Source organism: Mobilicoccus pelagius NBRC 104925 (genome assembly GCF_000247995.1).
Lineage (GTDB): Bacteria > Actinomycetota > Actinomycetes > Actinomycetales > Dermatophilaceae > Mobilicoccus > Mobilicoccus pelagius.
Genome location: NZ_BAFE01000094.1, coordinates 113,078 through 131,780 on the forward strand (window position 1 = coordinate 113,078; position 18,703 = coordinate 131,780).

Consider the following 18,703-nt stretch of genomic DNA (forward strand, 5'->3'; position numbering starts at 1 on the left):
GCCGCCGGGGACCGTCGTTCCCGGCGTCGGGGCGTTCGGGGCCGGCGCGGGCCGTTCGGGCATGCCGCACCAGTCGCAGTACCCGTCGACGTAGCGGCCGGGGCAGCCGGTCTCGCGGCAGGGGGGTCATCGGGTCGTCCCGAGATAGGCGGTGAGGGCGGCGACGAGGGCGCCGAGGTGGACCGTGTCGGTCGGGCTGTCCTCGACCTCGTGGGCGCGACGCGCGAGGGCCTCGGCGTCGGCGCGGTACTCGGCCGGGAGGTCGGCGATGCGTGCCTCGGCGCGGACGAGCTCCTCGAGGAGGTCGGTGCGGCGTTCCAGGGCGCCCGCGTACGTACTGCGGGCGACCTCGAGGGCGCGACCCACCCGTTCGAGGCGGGTGGCGTAGGCGTCGAGCTCGGCCGGTTCGGTGGGCGGTTCGCCGAGGGCGGTGACGTCGGGCACGGCGAGCACCGGTGCCGGACGGATGGTGGCGCCCGTCTTCGCGGCGAGCGCACGGACGGCCTCGCCCTTGGCCGTGAGGTCGGCGACGGTGGCGCCGATGCCGGAGAGCCGGTCGCGGGTGCGGGTGCGCTCGGAGGCGGCGACGATGAGGTCGCGTTCCGTCGTCGCGACGGCGAGTTCGAGCGGTCCGACGAGCCCACCGACGTCGGCGCCGCGACGCAGCCGCTCGGTGACGTCGACGAGGCGCCGGTCGAGACCGACGAGGACCTCCTGCGCCGAGCCGGCCCGGTGCGCGGGGATCTGGGCGACGAGATCGCGGATGCGCTCGACGGAGGCGCGGAGCTCCCGGACGCGATGCTCCATGCCCGCCGTCTGGCCGTCGAGCCCGAGGGCCCGCCACAGGCTCGCCGCGAGGGAGTCCGACAGGCGGCACGCCTCGGGGAGGGAGACGGCGAGGGCCGAGGACTCCCCGGCCTCCTGGTCGAGTCGACCCCACACGAGGGTCGTGAGCCGCATCCGGTCCTGCGGGAGCATCCGGCCGGAATCCCACGCGGCGACGAGGAGGTCGTGCCGGTCGGCGACGGCCTTCCACAACGTCATCGAGAGGAGGATGTCGTTCGTGAGTGCGGCCCGGTCGGGGGAACGCAGGGCGGCCTCGTCGAGTTCGTCGAGCTCGGCCCGGCGACGGTCGCGCCATGCGCCGAGCGCGTCGAGGTAGGCGAGGAGCTGGTCGGCGGGGACGTCGGCCCCCAGGGACCCCGGCGCCGGCGGGGCGGTGACGGTGGCGGCCGGGCCCGGGATGCTCATCGGTACTCCTTGAGACGTTGGTCGAGACCCAGCCAGACGAGACCCGCGGCGGCGAGACCGCCGACGAGGAGCAACGGGCCGGCGCCCGGGGCGACGATCGTCGCGGACCCGAGCTGGGAGAACGCGTACCCGGAGACGGCCGCCGACATGACGAGGGCCCCGAAGAGACCGGGGTTGACGACCCGCTTCGTGCGCGAGGCGAGCCACCGCGACCCGCCGAGGAGGGTGAGGAGCGTGACGAGCGAGGTGAGCCCGAGGCCGCCCATCGTCACCCACGCGAGGGTCTTCGCCTCGGTGCTGCGGTCGGTGTTCTGCCGCTGGAGCTCGGCGAGAGCCGGGTCGAGTCGGGTCGTGCGCAGGGTCTCCGCCTGGCCGTACCGGTCGGCGGCGACCTTGCCGGTGGCGGCACGGCCGCTCTCGAGGAGGGCGACGTAGCGGGTGTAATCGGCCGAGAGTCCCTGCAATGCGACGGTGTCCTCGGCGAGACCGGCGGGGCCGGTGGCGGCCCGGGCCGTGACGGAGGCGAGCCGGGAGGACGCCTCGCTCACCGTGGTGAGGTACGCCTTCTCCTTGGCGGCGCCGACGGGTGTGACCTTCGCCGTCGTCCCCAGGGTGTCGATCGTCGACGTCACGGCCCCGATCTCGGCGGCCTGCGTCGCGGCGACGGATTGCACTCGGGCCGCGTCGGTCGTGACGACGGCGTACGCGGCCAGACCGTTGATCGAGCACGCGAGGACCCCGGCCGCGGTGAGCTTGCGCAGCCCCCGGGCCAGGGAACCGCGGCGCCACGCCTGCGGGGTGGGGGTGCCTGCCGCCTCGGCCGTGGCGACCTCCTGCGCGCTCGGCTGCGACGTCGGTCGCCAGACGGCCGAGGAGGCCGGGGCGGTCGCCGCAGTGGGCGCGCCACGACCCGGACGCGGTGCGGGGGCCGTGGCGCCGGCCGTGCCTACGTTGCTCATGCGGTCTCCTCGTCGGAGGACGCGGTCGTCGGTTCCTCGGCGGCCGTCGTCGCGGAACCGGGGTCGGTGTCGGGGTCGACGTCGGGCCGGTCCTCGAGGTCGATGCGGTCGAGGGTGCGGAGGTCGTCGATGGAGGGGTCCTCCATGTCCTGGATGCGCCACGCGTGCCGACCGATGGCGCCCTCGAGGACGTTGCGGGCGAACCGGCCGTTGCCGAAGGACTCGTCGCGGGGCGTCGCGGCGAGGATCTCGCGGAAGCGCGTCGTCGCCGCGTCGGTGAGGACGTAGTCGTTCTTCTCCGCGAGGGTGCGGAGGATGCCGGTGATCTCGTCGTCGGTGTAGTCGTCGAACGTGATCGTCGTGCGGAACCGGCTCGCGAGGCCGGGGTTCGTGTCGATGAACCGCTGCATCGGCTCGGGGTACCCGGCGACGATGACGACGAGTTCGTCGCGCTTGTCCTCCATCTCCTTGACGAGGGTGTCGACGGCCTCCTGCCCGTACTGGTCGCCCGCCAGGGTGTATGCCTCGTCGATGAAGAGGACCCCGCCGATGGCGGAGGCGACGATCTCGGAGGTCTTGACCGCGGTCTGTCCGAGGTAGCCGGCGACGAGCTCGGAGCGGTCGACCTCGACGAGCTGCCCGGTGCTGAGGAGACCGAGGGCGTGGTAGATGCCGCCGACGAGTCGGGCGACGGTCGTCTTGCCCGTGCCGGGGTTGCCGACGAACACGAGGTGTCGCGTCATCGACGCCGATCTGAGGCCCGCCTCCCGACGCATCGCGTCGACCTTGAGCATCGCGACCTGCTGGTGCACCTCCCGCTTGACCCGGCGGAGGCCGGTGAGCGCGTCGAGCTCGGCGAGGAGTTCCTCGACGGACTTCTCCGGCTCCCGCGGCGCGGGCGCCGGGGCCGGGGCGCCGTCGGGTGCCGCGGCCGCGGTCTGCGGAGTGCCGCCGGAGGTACCTGCGTCGGGGATGCCTGCGTCGGCGGCACCCGGCGTGGTGGGGGTGGTCGGCGTGGTCGGGGATGCGAGCGGGCCCGGCGTCGTGGGGGTGGATGCCGGGTTCGCGCCCGCGCCACCGCCCCACAACTCACGCGTCGCGCGCGTGATCGCCGTGAGCTGGTCGAGCACGGACTGGGACGTGAGTCGGGCCTCGGGGAGGGCCGACGGCGGGGTGTCGGGCGAGGACGGCAGCCCGGGGAACGCGCCGAGGCCGGGGTCGCCGGGGATCCGAGAAGCGGTCGGATCAGTCGGGGCGCTCCGACCGGTCGAGGCGGGCGTACCGGGCGCGGTCGTCGCCCCCGTCGCTCCGCCCACGGCGGCGAGCTGGCTCTGCCCTGCCGTGGTCGCGCGCCCGGCGGCGGCCGCGTCGGCGCCCGGCACGGTACACGCCGCGGTGGCGACCTCGACGAGCGCGTCCGCGTACCCGCAGGCCTGCTCGGGGGACTCGGCGAGGAGGTAGGAGAGGAGCGGGGTGGGTCCGGAGGCGAACCGGCGGCCCTGGGAGGCGGCGAGGAAGAACTCCTGCGTCGTGCCCCCCATGACCTCCCGCCAGCCGACGTGGACCTGGGAGGGGCCGGAGGTGTTGACGACACCGGCGGCGAGACGCACGCCCTCGGCGCGGACGGCGGACTCCTCCAGCCCGGCGGCGACCCCGATGCGGACGAGGGCCTCGAGGGCGGCCGGGAGCGGCTGGGACGGGGTGGTCATGACGGGATCTCCGAGCGGGCGGGGGAGGCGTGCGACGGCCGCGGGCAGGGCCGTGCGGGGCGAGGCACGACGAACCTCATGGGGTGGGCGGTGCGAGAGGGCGTAGATGCGGGGGGAGCTGAGCGTCGGCGCCCGCCTCGTCGGCGGTGGCGACGTCGGCGGCGTCGGGGATCGCGTCGGTGGAGCTCTCGTCGGCCCCGCTCACGGAGGCGTCGTCGAGGTCGCCGTGCTCGCCGACGGCATCCGCCCCGTCCTGCAGGTCGGCGGGTTGCTCGACCTCGTCCGGCATCGCCGGGATCGCGGCCCCCGCACCGGCGAGGTCGAGGCCCCCACCGGTGCTGCGGTGACCGAACTTGTCCTCGAGGAACCGGGCGTGGGCGACGAGGGCCGTGGCGTCGTCACGACAGACCGCGTCGAACACCCGGTCCATCGTCGCGCCGAGGAGGTCGAGCTGGTCGACGAGCACCATGAGCGAGGTGCGAGGGCCGTCGACGGGCCGAGTGTCGGCGAATCGCCGCGGCAGCCGCAGGTATCCGTTGACCGCCTCCGGGAGGTAGTCGGTCGCCGTCGCCATGACGGAATACCCCTGGTCGCTGCCGAGACCGACGACCTCGAGCCGCGGGAGCGTGTCCCGCACGGTGGCGGTGACGCGCCGCACCCGCGCCGCGACGACCGACGGGGCGGAGGCGCCGTCGACGAGGGCCTCCGCCCGCTCGAGCGCGGCACGGAGGTCGTCGGCGGTGGGGGCACGCGGCGTCGCCACCTCGGGCTCGGCCTCCGGGCGGTCCTTGCCGCCCAGGCGGGAGAAGAACTCCCCGATCGCCATGTCCATCCCCTGCTCTCGTGCTCGTGTGTGTCCGGCCGGCGTCGACCGGCTCAGAGCGAGGCGGTCTCGCCGAGGTCGAACGCACCGGCCTCCCGCCGCGCCTCGCTCGCGCGCGCACGGTCGAGGTAGGCCTGCGACTTGGTGACCTCGGTCTCGAGCACACCGATCGTCTGCGCCATCGAGTCGAGCGCCCGCACCTTGAACTCGTCGATGGAGTCCATCGTCGCGTAGATGTTCTGGAACGCGGCCTGCAGCTGCGGCAGCCCGATCGTCGCGCTCGCGGCCTGCTCCTGGATGGCGACGGAGTTGTCGCGGAGCATGACGCTCGTGCGTTCGATGAGGTTGCTCGTCGTCGTGTTGAGCGCCGTGATCTGCTCGAGGACGAGCTTCTGGTTGTTGAGCGCCTGCGCGACGATGATGGCCGTGCGCAGCGCCGAGACGGTCGTCGTCGTCGCGCGGTCGACACCCTTGATGAGCTCGATGTTGTTCTTGATGACGATGTCGATCGCGAGGTAGTTCTGGATCGACACCGCGAGCTGGGTGAGCAGGTCCTGGTGCTTCTGACGCACATAGAACAGGACGTCCTCGCGCATCGCCTTGGCCCGCTCGGGGTCGGTCGCGTCGAGCTCGGCGATCTGGGCGTCGAGCTTCGCGTCGAGCTGTTCGGCGATGTAGACGTACTGGTTGAGACGCGCCATCGAGCTCCACAGCTGTTGCTTCTCGAGATTGAGCGCGGCGTTGTCGCGCTGCAGCTCGTCCTGCCCGCTCTTGAGGGCGTGAAGGATGCCGTCGAGGTGGCTCTGGGCCGACTCGTACTTGCGGAAGTAGTCGGTGATCTTGTCGCCGAAGGGGATCCTCCCGAAAATCTTCTTGGCGCCCTTGGCCTGGCTCGGGTCGAGGTCCTCGACCGTGCGACGCAGGTCGAGGAGTGTGGCGCCGACCTTGGACTCCTGGCTCACGCCCCCGGACTGCAGCGCCTTGACCGGCGACTTGAGGAGCCGGTTGCTCGTCTCGGCGGCGGCGCGGATGTCGGCGTCGCCCATCGTGCGCACGTCGGCGGCGCGCCGGTCGAACTCGGGGCTCCTGGCGGCGGCCGAGGTGAGGCCGGAGAGGTAGTCGTCGACCTTCGTGTCGAGCACCGGCACGGCCTCGGGAGCGACCTGCGGCGCCATCGCGGGGGCCGCGGTGGCGGGCACCGGCCGCGGCGGCGTGGGCGCCTCCAAGGTGAGCGGAGGCGCTGCGGCCATCCCGGCAGGCGGCTGCAGGGGCTCGGTCATGGGATCTCCTCGGGAGGAAAGGGGACGTTCCGTACCATTGCACCCCAACGCGGGGTTCAGGTCCAACGTTCCCACAGGCGGAGCGAGGGGCCGCGGACGTGCGGGGTGCCTGTGGAGGGCCGCGGCCACGGCGTCGCGCCCCTTCCTAGCGTGAGCGCATGCCTCCCCCTCACCCGCCGGCCGGCGCGGCGGCTCCCGCCGTGAGTGCCGCCTCCGCCGCCTCCGCCGCCTCCGCAGGGCCCGTCGCCCGCTCCACCGCGCTCCCGGACGCCCTCACCGTCGACCTGCCCGCCCTCGCGGCCCGTCTCGCCGGGATCGCCGACGACCTCTCCCTCCACGGGCGCGTCTCGCGCCGCCGGTTCCGTTCCGTCGTGTGGGACGACGACGCCCGCGCCGCCCTCGACGCCGAACTCGACCGTCTCGACGCGGATCTCGACGCCCTCGTCGCCGAAGTCCGCGCCCGCGCCGACTCCGTCCGGCTCGGCGCGACGTCCCGGTGGCCCGGGGGGATCCCATGACGGCCGGGACGACCGCGACGAGCGGGACCGGCGGAGGGGGCGGCGTCGTCCGCGAGGGCGGCACCCGCGGCCCCGTCGAGGCCGCCGGGGGTTCGGCCGACCCGCAGAGCCGGTTCGTCGCCGACGTCGAGGCCGTGCAGCGGGCTGCCCTCGTCTACCGGTCGAGCGCCGACGCGATGGGTCGCCAGGCCGCGGAGCTCCGGCGGCTCGACCTCCGCCTCGCCGATGCGCTCCTCTCGCGGGGCGACGCCGTCTCTCGAATCGTCGACGCGTGGCGGCTGTGGCGGCTCGCCGACCGGCTCGCATCGCACGCCGGGGCCCGCGCCGAGCTCGCCCGCCGTGCCCAGGCGGCCGTGGCCCTCTACCGCGACGTCGACGAGAGCAGCGCCGCGGCGTTCGACCGGCTCCTCCGGTCGGGGGAGTTCCCGCCGATGCCGCCGCCGTGGATCCTCGAACGGCAGGGGCGGTGCTCCTCCCCGGGCGATGCCGAGCAGTACCGCCTGCCCACCTGCCCGGGGTACAAGGGGCCCACTCCGCTCGACCCGGCGGATCTCATGCGGCCGCAGCGCCTCTTCGTCGGGGAGGTCCGTCGGATCCCGCCACCGAGCCGGCCCCGCCCCGGTCTCGGCGGGGCGTTCCGCACCGTCCACGACAACTACGGGGCCCCCTCCTCGGACGGGACGGAGGACGGCGACCCCATCGACATCCGCCGGCACGTCCACGTCGACCCCGACGGGCGCCGCCGAGAGACCTACGTCGTCGCCTTCGCGGGCACGTCCGGGTGGGATCTGCTGAGCATGCGACAGGGCGACGAGCAGGTACGCACGTTGCGCCCCAACCTCGAGGGCGCGCTGGGGCGGGCCTCCGCCGAAGCACGACTCGTCCCCGAGGTCCTCGCCCGGGCCGGGGTCCCACCCGGCGCCGAGATCCTCCTCGCCGGTCACAGCCAGGGCGGCATGACGGCGACCGCCGCGGCCGCGCTGCCCGAGATGCGTCGCTACCGACTCTCCGTCCTCACCGCGGGATCCCCGACCGGACGCATGCCCGTCGTGCCCGGCGTCTCCTACCTCCACGTCGTCAACCCCGGTGACGTCGTGCCCCACGCCGAGGGTGCCCCCAACAGGCGATCCCGCAACCAGGTCACCGTCTCGACCGGCCGCCCCTCCCGTGGCGTCCGCGCCGACCACGCCGTCGAGGGGTACGTCGAGGAGCTCGACCGCCTCGACCGCCTCGACCGTGACGGGAAGGGCACCCCCCCGGCGCTCGCCGAGAAGGTGCGGGAGCTCGAGGCCGCCGGGCACCTGCGGGGCGAGGAACCGGGCGACGTCGTCGAGACGACACGCGTCTGGCTCCGTCACGACCGCGCCCGGGCGGGGTGAGACGGTGCGCTCACGGGAGATCCTGCGCCACCGCACGGCCCGCACCCAGGCGGGAGCGGGAGGGTGACGGCCGGAGTGAAGGCGCCGCCCTTGCCCGGACCAGACGAAGAGTTGACCAAAACCCTTGCGCGCCAATGCCACTTGTGGCGCCGAAGGTGGCAATTCTGTCCTCAGGCCGACGGGAGCGATGCCGATAGGTGCCGCGAACACCGGCCTGGAGCAGACACGGCCGGACGAGGAGGGATGGCGATGACGCAGTTCGACGGCTTCGATCTGTCGCCGCTCGTCCAGGCCGCGTCCACCGACCTGGGCACGGTGACCGGCGAGACGCGATGGGTGCGCGTCGGCGCGGCCGAGCTCGCGGGCCTCACCGCGTCCGACCGTGACCTCGTCGCGGTCGTCACCGGCGAACGCCTCCCCGGCGAGATCGTCGGTGAGCTCCCGGTGAGCTTCTTCATGCTCCAACTCGCGGTCGACCGCCTCGTCGGTCCCCTGCGTGGCGGCGAGGACGTCCCCATCACCTACGTCGAGGACGTCTACACCGTCTACGAGGACCACCCGGCCGGCACCCCGCTCGGCGGTGACCTCCTCGACCTCGCCCTCGCCTATCTCGCCGGATGCGAGCTCGCCGTCCTCGGCCCCGACCTCTCCTGAGCCGCGCGCCTCGCGCCTGCACACCCTCCTCCCTGCGTTCGGGCTCGTCCCGACATGGCGACAGGGCCGGTGACGCGCGCGGCCGGGCATGCCCCGGCCTTCTTTTCACGACGTTCCCGGCTTTTCACGACGTCCCCGGCTCGATGGCCTTCGTCGGCACCCTCGGCCCGAGGCCGTGCGCGCCTGCACGACGTGGTGACGACGCGGGTCGGACCCGCAGTGCGCGACGCGCACGACGCCCGGCATCTCCCCACGGGGCGGGATCCGGCGACGCGCGTGTGGTTCCGGCCGGGGCCCGGCCGCCACCGTGGACCAGGTGGGGACGGCTGCGCGAGAGGCTCCGGCCGGGCGCGCTCGGAACCCCGAGTCTCGGGCGTCCCGATCTCGGTGCGCAGGGTCTCAGGCGGTGGGGTCGTCCTCGTGTCCGTCCCCGGTCGGCGCCTCCGGTTCCGTCCCGCGGGGGGCCTGCGCACGCCGTTCACGCTCGGCGATGAGGCGTTCCGCCGGTGAAGTGAGCTCGCGTCGCGCCAACTCGTGACGGAACGCCGCCTCCGCCGCGGCCCGACGCGCCTCGAAGTCCTGGACGAGGGCGACCCGCCGCGCCTCTTCGGCGGAGGCGCGGGGTCGCCACAACCGTCGTGTCTCGGTGTCGTCGGCCCGAGCAGGGGCCGTGTCGCCGGCCGTGTGTCCCGCCACGGCGGACGTGTCCTCGGGTGTCCCGCGGCGAGCGGCACGAGGCGCCGCGTGCGGCGTCTCGGTCGTGGGCCCGGTCGGGGTGGTCGAGGAGGCCGCTCCGGCGGCCCTCGCCGGGGGGCGGGTGCGTCGCATCGCCGCGCGTGAGCGTGGGGTCGTCGGGGACGTGGCCCGGTCGTCCCCCGTCGTCGTCGACGGGCCCGCGGCGAGGTCGGCGGGTGAGCCGGTGAGGGGGGCCTCGTCGGGCCGTGGCCGGGTGGGGCCCGCCTTAAGCGCGGGGCGGGGAGCCGTGTCCGCACGATCGGGGGCGTCGATGGTGCGGGCCGGCAGGGGGCTGCGGTGACGCCCGCCTCCACCGGCGTCGTCCTCGGGGTCCTCGGCCCGCCGGTCGAGGGCGCGGGCGGCGAGGACGACGGCCCCGACGGCCGAGGCTGCGGCCTCCGTCACCCGGTCCCACGGTCGGCGTCGGCGGCGTGCTCGTGCGAGTTCGCGACGTGTCGGGAACTCCCTGCTCGTGAGGTCGACGGAGACGACGGGCACGTCGAGGTCGGTCCCGGGCCGTCGCTGCGGGTGTCCCCCGGGGATATCGAGGTCGGAGCCGATCGACGCCCGCTCGCGGTCGTCGGTGTCGGGGGTCGGCGGGAGGGGGAGCGGCGGCAGGGACGTCCCCACGGACACGCCGCGGCCGCCCGACACGTGCACGTCCGCCCTCGAGGTGATGCTGCCGAGGCGGTAGGCGGCGGTGAGACGCCGGTGCGGGGAGGCTGGGGTTACCGCGCGTGCAGCAGCAGGAGCGCCGGGCGTGCCGCGTCGGGATGTCGGGGGCGTCGCACCGACGTGCGGGGGTGCTGTCGCGGCGGCTGTCGAGGGGGTGTCCGTGGTTCCCGAGGCAGCACCCCTCGACGTGGCGCAGAGGTGTGTGGCGTCGGGCGCAGGTGCACCCCTCGGTGTGGGGGCGGACGACGCCCCCTCGTCGCGACGGGACCCGGACCATCTGCGCCACCGCGACCGGCGGGGGGCGCGTTCGTCGCGGCCGCTGCCGCGCATGCCGTCCCAGATCTCGAGGCCGGCCCAGAGGGCCGCGAACGCGCCGAGTCCGCGCCCCCACCACATGCGCTGCGTCGGCGACCCCGCACCGTAGGCCGCTCCCACGACCGGCAGGCGGTACCGCTCGACGGCCCGCACCCGGTCGGGCGTCGTCGAGACCACCCCCTCGGCGGAGGCGACGGCGAGCGTCGGCCCCGAGGTGGATTCGACGGTGCGCAGGGCGAGACGGTCGGTGCTCGTGAGGACGGCGACGACGTCTCCCCGCTCCGGGGTGTCGACGTCGGCGGTCTCGACGGGGTCGACGACGACGAGGTCCCCGGCCCGTGCTCCCGGGAGGTCGGTCGTCACCGGGAGCGGGACCCATCCGAGCATCGCCGGAGGGCCGAGGACGAGGACCGCGACGACGGCGAGCGTGGCGGCGACGGCACGTGCCGCGGTGACGATGCGGGCCCGGGCGGACCGGGGGGCGGGTGCCACCTTCGACCGGTCGCGACGGCGTCGGGAGAAGCCGGGCAGCCGCCGCGTGTGGGGCGTGGACGAGCTCATCGCGTACCCCCGCGCGTCGGCGCTGCCGTGGATCGGGGCCCGGACGTCGGGGTGGCGACGGCCGCGGACGGGGTCGGGCCCGGTGCCGCGGTACCGGCCGCCGGGGAGGTCGGGACGCTGCTCCGGGCGGGGGTCGTGGCGACGCATGTGGGTCGGCCGTCGCGCGCCGACACCGTCCACGTGCGGACGGCGTCGCCGGACGACCTCTCCGCGCCGGCACCGGCGACGGCCCGCACGCGGAGTTCGGCGGGGCCCGTTCGGACGACGCCTCGCAGCGCGGCGAGGGGGAGGCGGTGTTCGCGGCCGTCGCCGTCGCGGATCTCGGCGACCTGCGTCCACGTCCCGGTCCCGGCGGGGCGGGCGAGGAGGGCCCATCGCTCGATGCCCGTCGTGCCCGCGACCCGCGCCGGAGGTGTCTTCGACGTCGTCGGCCACGCCCAGCGCACGGCGATCCGGTTCCCGATGGGGCGACACGACGCGGGGGTGGGCGCGGGCAGGGGGATCGGCAGACGTTCGGTCGTCGTCGCGGTCGACGTCCACGTCGCGGGGGCGGGTGAGGTCGCGGTCCACGTCGTGCGCGCCTCGAGGGTGCGTCCGGCGTGGCGGCGCACGAGGTCGTCCCGCGCAACGCCGGGGAGGAGCCGCACGCACGTGCGTCGCCCGCCGCCGGCGGGGAGGTTCTCGGTGGGTGCGGCCTCGGCGCGTGCGGGACGAGGGGAGGCCCGGGTCGCTCGGGCGAGGCCACCGACGGGCACGGTCCACCGGGTGGCACAGTCGTCGGTTCCCCACCCGATCTCGACACCGAGTCGCGCGTCGGTGCGCAGCTCGCGGGCCCGGGCCTCGGTGAGGGGGGTGACGGGGTGCAGCGCGACGGACGTGGGGCGCAGCGAGAGCGGCCGCGTCCCGAGCCCGCTCAACGTCGATCCGTCCGGTGCCGTCGTCACACGGAGCGCGGCCGTGTCCATCGCGATCGCGGGGACGACGGTGCGGACCTCGCCCGCCTCGTTCCCGCCCGCCTCGTCCCCACCCGCCTCGTCCCCGCGGGTGAGGGTCACGGTGAGCTGGCGCGGTCCCACGCCGGCGCCCTGGAGGGATGCCGTGCCCGAGCCCCACGCGTTGCGAGCTCCGGCCGGACGCCCGTCTCGCGTCGGCCGCGTCGCCGTCGTCCACCGCACGAGATAGGTGTGCCCGTCGGCAGCGGCGGGCACGGCGGCGCCCTCGGGCGAGACGCGCAGCGGTGCGTCCCCGTCCTGCGGGACGACCTCGAGTCGCGGTGGTGTCGCGGCGAGTTCGGCCGCGAGTGGGGCGTCACCGCGGGCAGGCGGGACGATGACGCGGAGCATGCCGCCGGCGCCACGCGTGTGGATCGTCACCGGGAGGGTCACCCGGATCCGTTCGCCGACGACGGCGCGGATCTCGGTGCCGTGATCGCCCGCGTCGACCCGACGGGGCGAGTCGTCCGCGCCGAGGAGCTCCACGGTGGACGGGCCGGCCTCGAGCGGGGCCGGCTCCCGGGCGTCGGTGGCGGCCTCCTGCCATGCGGCGTACCCCGACGTCGACGTCGTGAGGAGGGCGCCGGCGGCCGCGGCGGCGAGGGTCGCGCGGAAGAAGGGGGGCGCCACGTCGGTCTCCGTCCTCGTCGGTCACGGGGTGGCAGTGCGTGCCCGACGTGTCGACGGGCGTACGCGCGGCACACCTCCATGACACCTGGGATCGGTGCGAAAACCTCTGACCTGAACCGTGACTCGCCGTGTCGCGGGGTGCGGGGGTGTGGTCGGCCGGTTCCCGGGAGTCCGGGCCTGCCCGGTCCCACCCGTGAGGGCGCCCGCCGCGGCACTCGCCCGCTGCGTCCGTCCCGGCGTCCCTCACCGCGGTCGACGTGGTGTCCGCCGAGCCCGTTCGCCTCGTCCGCCTCGTCCACCACGGCCGTCGCTGCGGTCGTCCCTGCCGTCGTCGTAGCGGTCGCCGCCCGGACGTCGGGGGTGCGGAGGCGCGGGAGGGGTGGGAGGGGTGTGGGCGTGAGCCAGAGCACGCGGGAACGGTGGGACGGAACCCTGGTGGCGTTCGATCGCTTAGGTTAGGCTGACCTCGTTCACGATCGTCTATCGCGGCGATCGACGCCGTCTGTTGTGATCCGGCCCTCCGGTCCGAGAGAAGTCGCCATGTCTGCCATTGCCACGGTCTTCGCCCAGCGGGAGATCCCCGCCGGTTCGCCCGTCGCCCACGCCGACACCGCGGGGCGCGCCCGTCGCCGCCCGGTCGCCGACGTCCTCCGTCGTCGTCGCCCCCTCGGCGGCAGCCTCGCCGCGCTCCCCGTCGGTGCGCACGCGATCGTCACCGGCGTCGGTGGCGATTTCGACCCGGCCGCGGCCCGGCGTCTCGTCGACCTCGGTTTCGCTCCCGGCGCGCACGTCGAGGTCCTCCGTCGTGCGCCCATGGGCGACCCGACGGTGTTCCGCGTCGCCGACACCGAGATCGCGCTGCGCCGTCGTCACGCCGAGAGCATCCTCGTGCAGGCCGACGAGCTCACCCACCGATGACGGACCACTGCGCGTCCTCGGGCGGCGGGAGCACGGCGGTCGCCTCCGACGACCTGCGCATCGCACTCGTGGGCAGCCCCAACGCCGGCAAGACGACCCTCTTCAACGCCCTCACCGGCCTGCGGGCCAAGACGGGCAACTACCCCGGCGTCACCGTCGCCCGCTTCGAGGGCCTGTGCCGGTGCGGCGACGAGGACGTCGTCATCGAGGACCTCCCCGGCACGTACAGCCTCGACCCGATCAGCCCCGACGAGTACGTCGTCACCGACGTCCTCGACCCGGAGAGGCCCGAGACCCGCACGCCCGACGGCCTCCTCGTCCTCCTCGACGCGACGTCGCTGCGTCGTTCCCTCGGGCTCCTCGCCCAGGTGCTCCAGGTCGGTCTGCCCACGGCGGTCGTCCTCTCGTTCACCGACGACCTCGCCCGGCGCGGCGGCGCGATCGACGTGCCCGCCCTCCGAAGGGCGCTGGGGGTAGACGTCCACGTCGTCGTCGGCGGCTCCGAAGGGCTCGCCGAGCTCAAGGAGGCCCTCCCGCAGGCCGCGCAGTGGCGCATCCCGCCGCTCGCCCCGCCCACCGACACGGCCGAGACGTCCGCGTGGATCGAGTCGATCCTGCGCGCCTCCCGGTACGTCGTGCCGCAGATCGACACCCGCACCCGCCGCATCGACGCGGTGCTACTCCATCCGGTGTGGGGCACGCTCGTGTTCTTCGCGGTGATGTTCACGTTCTTTCAGACGATCTTCACCCTCGCCGCGCCGTTGCAGGACGCCGTCGAGTCGGGTTTCACGCACCTCGGCGAGCTCGTCGCCGCGCACGTCACCAACCCGTGGCTCGCCTCGTTCCTCGGCGACGCGCTCATCGGCGGTCTCGGTGGCGTCGTCGTGTTCCTCCCGCAGATCGCGCTGCTGTTCCTCCTCGTCTCCCTCATGGAGTCGGTGGGGTACATGTCGCGGGCCGCGTTCCTCATGGACCGGGTCATGGCGCGGGCCGGGCTCGAGGGGCGGGCGTTCGTCGCGCTCCTGTCGAGCGTCGCGTGCGCGATCCCCGGCATCATGGCGACCCGCACGCTGCCCTCGGCCCGCGACCGTCTCGCGACGATGATGGCGGCGCCGCTCATGACGTGCTCGGCGCGTCTGCCCGTCTACGTTCTCCTCATCGGCATGCTCGTGCCGCGCGAGGCCCGCTTCGGCCCGTTCGGTGCGCAGGGCGCGGTGATGTTCGCGCTCTACCTCGTCGGCGCACTGTCGGCGATGGGGATGGCGTGGGTGTTCAAGCGTCTCGGCAACCGCCGGGGCCCGATCCTTCCCTTCTACATGGAGATGCCGAGCTACCGCTGGCCGAGCTGGCGCTCCGTCGGCCTGGCCGTGTGGGACGCCTGCCGCGCGTTCCTCCGCAAGGTGACGACGATCATCCTCGCGACGACGATCGTCCTCTGGCTGCTCCTCAACCTCCCCCTGCGCAGCGACGCCGACCTCGCCGTCGCGGGCGTCGACCCCGGTGACGACGTCGCGGTGAGCTCGTACGTCATCGACAACTCCTACGCCGCCGGTCTCGGCCGGGCCGTCGGGCCCGCCTTCGAGCCGCTCGGGTTCGACTGGCGCGTCAACGTCGGCGTCCTCGCCTCGCTGTCGGCGCGGGAGGTGTTCGTCGCGACCCTCGGTCAGATCGCCTCCGCGACCGACCCCGAGGAGCCCACCGCGGCGCTCTCGTCGATGACCCGCACCGATGGTGAGCACGCGGGCGAGAAGCTCTTCGATGCCCCGACGACGGCGGCGCTCCTCGTGTTCTTTCTCTACGCCCTGCAGTGCATGTCGACGATCGGTGTGCTGCGGCGCGAGACCGGCACGTGGCGGTGGCCCGCCATCGCGTTCACGTACATGTTCGTCCTCGCCTGGACGGCGGCGTTCCTCGTCCGGCACGTCGTCGCCGCACTGACGTGAGGTTCCGGCGCCGCGCCGCCGATCCGGCCTTCGGCTCCGCCGACGGCCCGCGGGGCACCGCTCCGGCGACGGCCGCCCGGGACTCCTGCGCGTGCGCCGGTGGTGTCGCGTCCGCGGTTCCCGCCTCACGCACCGCCCCGGAGGAGGCGACGCCTCAGGACGGCGCGTCCGGTACGGACGTCCCCACCGGTGGCGTCGTCGCCGTCCATCCCGAGGCCGTCGAGGGTGATCCTTCGGCGTTGCGGTGGGTCGTCCCGCCCGGGCTTCTCACCGCGCGAGGTCGGGTCACGTCCGCGCCGCCGCCGCTCGACGCGTTCCTCGCCGGCGGCGACGTCGCGGAGGTCGAGGCCGCGTCCGACGCCGTGACGATCCGCCTCGCCCCGGGGCGTTCGTGGCGCGAGCTCGGGCCACGGGTCCGCACCGCCCTCGGCGAGGCGCTCCGCGACCCGCAGGGGTGGGTGGCGACGCAGGGCCACATCGAGGGCCCCGATGCCGCGCTCACCGAGGCCGCCGCCGCGGCGATCGCGGGCGAGGCGGGCGACTACGTCCGCTCCCACGGGGGTCACATCGAACTCGTCGCCGCCCACGACGGGCGGGTCGACGTGCGACTCACCGGCGCGTGTGGCCACTGCGCCGCCGCGACCGCCACCCTCCGGTTCCGGGTCGAGGCGGCCGTCCGCCAGGCCTACCCCGACCTCGTCGAGGTCCGGCAGGTCTCCTGAAGCCCTCGACCGGGCCCTTCTCGGCCCGGCACCATGCGGCGCCGTCCACACGACGGCCGCCCCCTGCCGCCGGGCCGCTGCGGCGACGGGACGCTCAGTACGTGCCGGAGTGCGCGGCGGTGCCGCGCGTCCCCGAGGTGCGGGCACGGTGGGCGACGAGTGCCGCGAGGGTGAAGAGCGCGACGACGAGGGCGACGACGGCGACGTCGGGGATCCCGCGGCCGAGCGTGAGCATCCGTTCCTCGAGGCGCTGCTGGGCGTCGACGCCGAGGATCCCGCCCATCGAGGCCGTGCCCTCGGTGGCCATGAGGAGCAGCCCGACGGCGACGAAGAGCCCGCCGGAGACGAGGTTGCCGATGGTCGTCGAGACCCGGCCGAGCTGCACCGGGCGTGGCCGCAGCCAACGCGCGGAGGCGAGGTCGAGGCGGGTCCAACCGAGCGCGAGGAGGAGGACTGGCACGACCATGCCCGTCGCGTAGACGACGAGGAGCATCGCCCCGTAGAAGGCGTTGCCGCCGAGGGCCGCGACGGTGAGGACCGAGCCGAGGATCGGTCCCGAGCACACGCCGGCGACGCCGTAGGCGAGGCCGAGGGTGTAGATCGCGACGGGACTCGCGGAGTCCGCGCTGCCACGACGAGTGAGGCCCGGCATCGGGAGGGCGAGCATCTGGGCGAGGCCGAGGAGGACGACGACGGCGGCCGCCGCGAGGATGAGCCACGACCGCTGGGCGAGGAGCGCCGCGCCGATCCCGCCGGAGAGCGCCCCGAGGGGGACGAGGGTCGTGAGCAGGCCCGTGTAGAAGAGGAACGTGCGCCCGACGAGCGTCGTCGCCGACGTGAACGCGTACGCGAAGAACGCGGGCAGGAGCATCGCCGCGCACGGGCTGAGGATCGTCGCGACGCCGCCGAGCAGGGCGACGGCGTAACCGATGTCGGTCATGGGGCTCCGGGGTCGGGGGTGCGGGAGTCGTCCAGCGTACGGCGATCGACACCTGCCGATCGGCACACGGAGGTCGGCGGGTGGTGGACGACTCGTGCCGATCACCGCGCGTCGATCACCGCGCGCCCCTCACCGTGCGGCGGCGGCCTGACGCTCGACGGCCTCGACGAACACCTGCGTGGGTTGGGCGCCGCTGAGTGCCTCGGTGCCGACGAGGAAGAGCGGCACGCTGTTGGGGGCGCCGAGTCTGCGGGCATCGTCGAGGTCGCGTTCGAGCTCGGTGGCGATCTGCGGCGAGGCGAGGTCGTCCCCGAACCGTTCGAGGTCGGCGACCCCGGCCTCCCGGGCGAATGCGACGAGCTTCTCGGGGGAGAGCGCGGCGTGGCCGCGTTCGGGGGCCGCGCCGTAGACGACGTCGTAGAACTGCCAGAAGCGGCCCTGCTTCGCGGCGGCGCGGCCGGCGCGGGCGGCGAGCTGCGACTCCTCCCCGAAGATCGGCAGGTCGCGGTACTCGATGCGGAGCGTGCCGTCGTCGACGTACTTCTGGAGCGCGGGCCTCGTGTTGCGGGCCCACAGGCCGCAGAAGGGGCAACGCCAGTCGGAGAACTCGACGAGGACGACGGGGGCGTCGACGCGGCCGAGGGCGAGCGGGTCGTCCTTCTCGCGCCGTTGCATCGCGGCGACGAGTTCCTCGACGGTGCCGGGGGACGACTCGGCCGCCGAGCCGGTGGAGGAGGTCGGGGCCGACGGCGCGGGGGTATCGGATGCCGAGGGTGTCGGGCCGCCCTGGAGGCTGCCGGTCGCGAGGGCGCCGACGAGCAGCGCGGCTCCGGCGATCCCCGCGGCGAGGGGAGCACGCCCCCGGCGTCGACGCGGCCGGGAGGCGTCGGTGACGACCTGAGGTGTCGCGCCGGTCGAGCCCGGAGTCCCGGTCGAGGCGCGGGGATCGGTGGGGTCGGGCGACCCGGTGGGGGAGGTGCGGCTCACTCCTGCCCCTCGACCCGCACGCGACGCACGCCGAGGACGGAGCGCGCGATGGCGACGGCGACGTCGCGGTCACGGGCGGAGCCGGTGCCGCGGACGGTGACGACGCCGTGCTCGACGTCGATCGACCACGTCTGCTGGCCGTAGTCGGCGAACACCGAGACGAGGTCGTCGTGGAGCTCCTCGTCGCTGCGCCACAGGGCGCGGATGATGTCGCTGCGGCTCACGATGCCGACGAGTCGCTGCCCGCGGACGACGGGGATGCTCTTGATCGACGTCGTGATGAACACGTCGACGAGGTCGGCGACGTCGACACCCTCGGTCGTCGTCACGGGGTCGGTCGTCATGATCTCGGTGATGTGGACGGGCAGCGGCGGGCTGTCGGGGAGCCGGCTCGCGCGGGCCCGGGCGTCGGGCTCGACGGCGCGGCGCAGGACGTCGATCTCGCTGATGACGCCGACGAGGTGGTCGGCGTCGTCGACGACGGGCAGCAGGGTGATGCGCTTGCTGGCGAGGAGCGTGATGGCCTCGTCGAGCGCGGCCTCCGCGTGGATGTTGACGGCGGGGGCGGTCATGATCTCTCGGACCAGCATGGAGTCTCCTGTCGCGGTGTCGTGCAGTGGTGCCCGGCCCGGGTCGGGCACGGCACCCCCGGCCAGTGTTGCATCCGTGGGGGCGTCGTTAGGCTGGGTCGTGCGATTCCCGGTGACGTGCC

Annotated in this window: 15 protein-coding genes; 6 read left to right on the forward strand and 9 right to left on the reverse strand. The window is 74.6% G+C overall.

From position 1 onward, the window contains the following. Window positions 1-126: 126 nt before the first annotated feature. The 5 genes from MOPEL_RS14875 to MOPEL_RS14895 form a co-directional block, all read right to left on the reverse strand. Window positions 127-1,251: a hypothetical protein gene (locus tag MOPEL_RS14875; RefSeq protein ID WP_009483710.1), complete on the reverse strand. Its 1,125-nt coding sequence runs from the start codon at window positions 1,249-1,251 to the stop codon at window positions 127-129. Further along, window positions 1,248-2,210, reverse strand: a complete 963-nt coding sequence (locus MOPEL_RS14880; RefSeq protein ID WP_009483711.1) for a hypothetical protein — start codon at window positions 2,208-2,210, stop codon at window positions 1,248-1,250. Before MOPEL_RS14880 ends, MOPEL_RS14875 begins: the two co-directional genes overlap by 4 nt. Continuing rightward, window positions 2,207-3,919 carry an AAA family ATPase gene (locus MOPEL_RS14885; RefSeq protein ID WP_009483712.1) on the reverse strand — a complete coding sequence of 571 codons (1,713 nt, stop codon included), beginning with the start codon at window positions 3,917-3,919 and terminating at the stop codon, window positions 2,207-2,209. The genes MOPEL_RS14880 and MOPEL_RS14885 overlap by 4 nt, the downstream gene beginning before the upstream one ends. A 76-nt stretch (window positions 3,920-3,995) precedes the next feature. Continuing rightward, entirely contained in the window at window positions 3,996-4,745 is a 750-nt protein-coding gene (locus MOPEL_RS14890; protein WP_245544801.1) for a hypothetical protein, read from the reverse strand. 50 nt (window positions 4,746-4,795) lie between these two features. Next, window positions 4,796-6,022, reverse strand: a complete 1,227-nt coding sequence (locus tag MOPEL_RS14895; RefSeq protein ID WP_009483714.1) for a toxic anion resistance protein — start codon at window positions 6,020-6,022, stop codon at window positions 4,796-4,798. A gap of 158 nt (window positions 6,023-6,180) precedes the next feature. Between MOPEL_RS14895 and MOPEL_RS17895 the strand changes: the two genes are divergently transcribed. The 3 genes from MOPEL_RS17895 to MOPEL_RS14910 all read left to right on the forward strand — a co-directional run bounded on the left by MOPEL_RS17895 (window position 6,181) and on the right by MOPEL_RS14910 (window position 8,573). Further along, a complete protein-coding gene (locus MOPEL_RS17895) occupies window positions 6,181-6,540 on the forward strand; it encodes a hypothetical protein (protein WP_169316334.1) in 360 nt (119 codons plus the stop codon). Continuing rightward, window positions 6,537-7,919, forward strand: a complete 1,383-nt coding sequence (locus MOPEL_RS14905) for a hypothetical protein (protein WP_009483716.1) — start codon at window positions 6,537-6,539, stop codon at window positions 7,917-7,919. Before MOPEL_RS17895 ends, MOPEL_RS14905 begins: the two co-directional genes overlap by 4 nt. Before the next feature lie 249 nt (window positions 7,920-8,168). Then, window positions 8,169-8,573 (forward strand): hypothetical protein, encoded by a 405-nt coding sequence (locus MOPEL_RS14910; RefSeq protein WP_009483717.1) that lies wholly within the window; start codon window positions 8,169-8,171, stop codon window positions 8,571-8,573. A 399-nt stretch (window positions 8,574-8,972) separates the two neighbouring features. Here MOPEL_RS14910 and MOPEL_RS14915 read toward each other — a convergent pair whose 3' ends face one another. Then, a complete protein-coding gene (locus MOPEL_RS14915) occupies window positions 8,973-11,006 on the reverse strand; it encodes a hypothetical protein (protein WP_040634920.1) in 2,034 nt (677 codons plus the stop codon). A 2,015-nt stretch (window positions 11,007-13,021) separates the two neighbouring features. Here MOPEL_RS14915 and MOPEL_RS16900 point away from each other — a divergent pair. Genes MOPEL_RS16900 through MOPEL_RS14930 form a run of 3 tightly spaced genes read left to right on the forward strand, consistent with a single transcriptional unit; the run spans window position 13,022 to window position 16,064 of the window. Further along, window positions 13,022-13,399, forward strand: a complete 378-nt coding sequence (locus MOPEL_RS16900; RefSeq protein ID WP_009483720.1) for a FeoA family protein — start codon at window positions 13,022-13,024, stop codon at window positions 13,397-13,399. Continuing rightward, complete coding sequence (gene feoB / locus MOPEL_RS14925; protein ID WP_009483721.1) at window positions 13,396-15,342, forward strand: ferrous iron transporter B; 1,947 nt, start codon at window positions 13,396-13,398, stop codon at window positions 15,340-15,342. The genes MOPEL_RS16900 and feoB overlap by 4 nt, the downstream gene beginning before the upstream one ends. Then, on the forward strand, window positions 15,339-16,064 hold the full coding sequence (locus MOPEL_RS14930; protein WP_009483722.1) for a NifU family protein: 726 nt from the start codon (window positions 15,339-15,341) through the stop codon (window positions 16,062-16,064). Before feoB ends, MOPEL_RS14930 begins: the two co-directional genes overlap by 4 nt. 94 nt (window positions 16,065-16,158) lie before the next feature. Here the strand turns inward: MOPEL_RS14930 and MOPEL_RS14935 are convergent, their stop codons facing one another. From MOPEL_RS14935 to MOPEL_RS14945, 3 genes are all read right to left on the reverse strand, one after another. Next, a complete protein-coding gene (locus MOPEL_RS14935; protein ID WP_009483723.1) occupies window positions 16,159-17,004 on the reverse strand; it encodes a cytochrome c biogenesis CcdA family protein in 846 nt (281 codons plus the stop codon). A gap of 129 nt (window positions 17,005-17,133) precedes the next feature. After that, window positions 17,134-17,991 carry a DsbA family protein gene (locus MOPEL_RS14940; protein WP_009483724.1) on the reverse strand — a complete coding sequence of 286 codons (858 nt, stop codon included), beginning with the start codon at window positions 17,989-17,991 and terminating at the stop codon, window positions 17,134-17,136. Continuing rightward, entirely contained in the window at window positions 17,988-18,581 is a 594-nt protein-coding gene (locus MOPEL_RS14945) for a CBS domain-containing protein (RefSeq protein ID WP_009483725.1), read from the reverse strand. The genes MOPEL_RS14940 and MOPEL_RS14945 overlap by 4 nt, the downstream gene beginning before the upstream one ends. Window positions 18,582-18,703: the final 122 nt, after the last annotated feature.

Coding starts and splice junctions, on each gene's coding strand:
- MOPEL_RS14875 (WP_009483710.1), bottom strand. CDS start 1,251: ATGAGCATCCCGGGCCCGGCCGCCACCGTCACCGCCCCGCCGGCGCCG.
- MOPEL_RS14880 (WP_009483711.1), bottom strand. CDS start 2,210: ATGAGCAACGTAGGCACGGCCGGCGCCACGGCCCCCGCACCGCGTCCG.
- MOPEL_RS14885 (WP_009483712.1), bottom strand. CDS start 3,919: ATGACCACCCCGTCCCAGCCGCTCCCGGCCGCCCTCGAGGCCCTCGTC.
- MOPEL_RS14890 (WP_245544801.1), bottom strand. CDS start 4,745: ATGGCGATCGGGGAGTTCTTCTCCCGCCTGGGCGGCAAGGACCGCCCG.
- MOPEL_RS14895 (WP_009483714.1), bottom strand. CDS start 6,022: ATGACCGAGCCCCTGCAGCCGCCTGCCGGGATGGCCGCAGCGCCTCCG.
- MOPEL_RS17895 (WP_169316334.1), top strand. CDS start 6,181: ATGCCTCCCCCTCACCCGCCGGCCGGCGCGGCGGCTCCCGCCGTGAGT.
- MOPEL_RS14905 (WP_009483716.1), top strand. CDS start 6,537: ATGACGGCCGGGACGACCGCGACGAGCGGGACCGGCGGAGGGGGCGGC.
- MOPEL_RS14910 (WP_009483717.1), top strand. CDS start 8,169: ATGACGCAGTTCGACGGCTTCGATCTGTCGCCGCTCGTCCAGGCCGCG.
- MOPEL_RS14915 (WP_040634920.1), bottom strand. CDS start 11,006: ATGCGTCGCCACGACCCCCGCCCGGAGCAGCGTCCCGACCTCCCCGGC.
- MOPEL_RS16900 (WP_009483720.1), top strand. CDS start 13,022: ATGTCTGCCATTGCCACGGTCTTCGCCCAGCGGGAGATCCCCGCCGGT.
- feoB (WP_009483721.1), top strand. CDS start 13,396: ATGACGGACCACTGCGCGTCCTCGGGCGGCGGGAGCACGGCGGTCGCC.
- MOPEL_RS14935 (WP_009483723.1), bottom strand. CDS start 17,004: ATGACCGACATCGGTTACGCCGTCGCCCTGCTCGGCGGCGTCGCGACG.
- MOPEL_RS14945 (WP_009483725.1), bottom strand. CDS start 18,581: ATGCTGGTCCGAGAGATCATGACCGCCCCCGCCGTCAACATCCACGCG.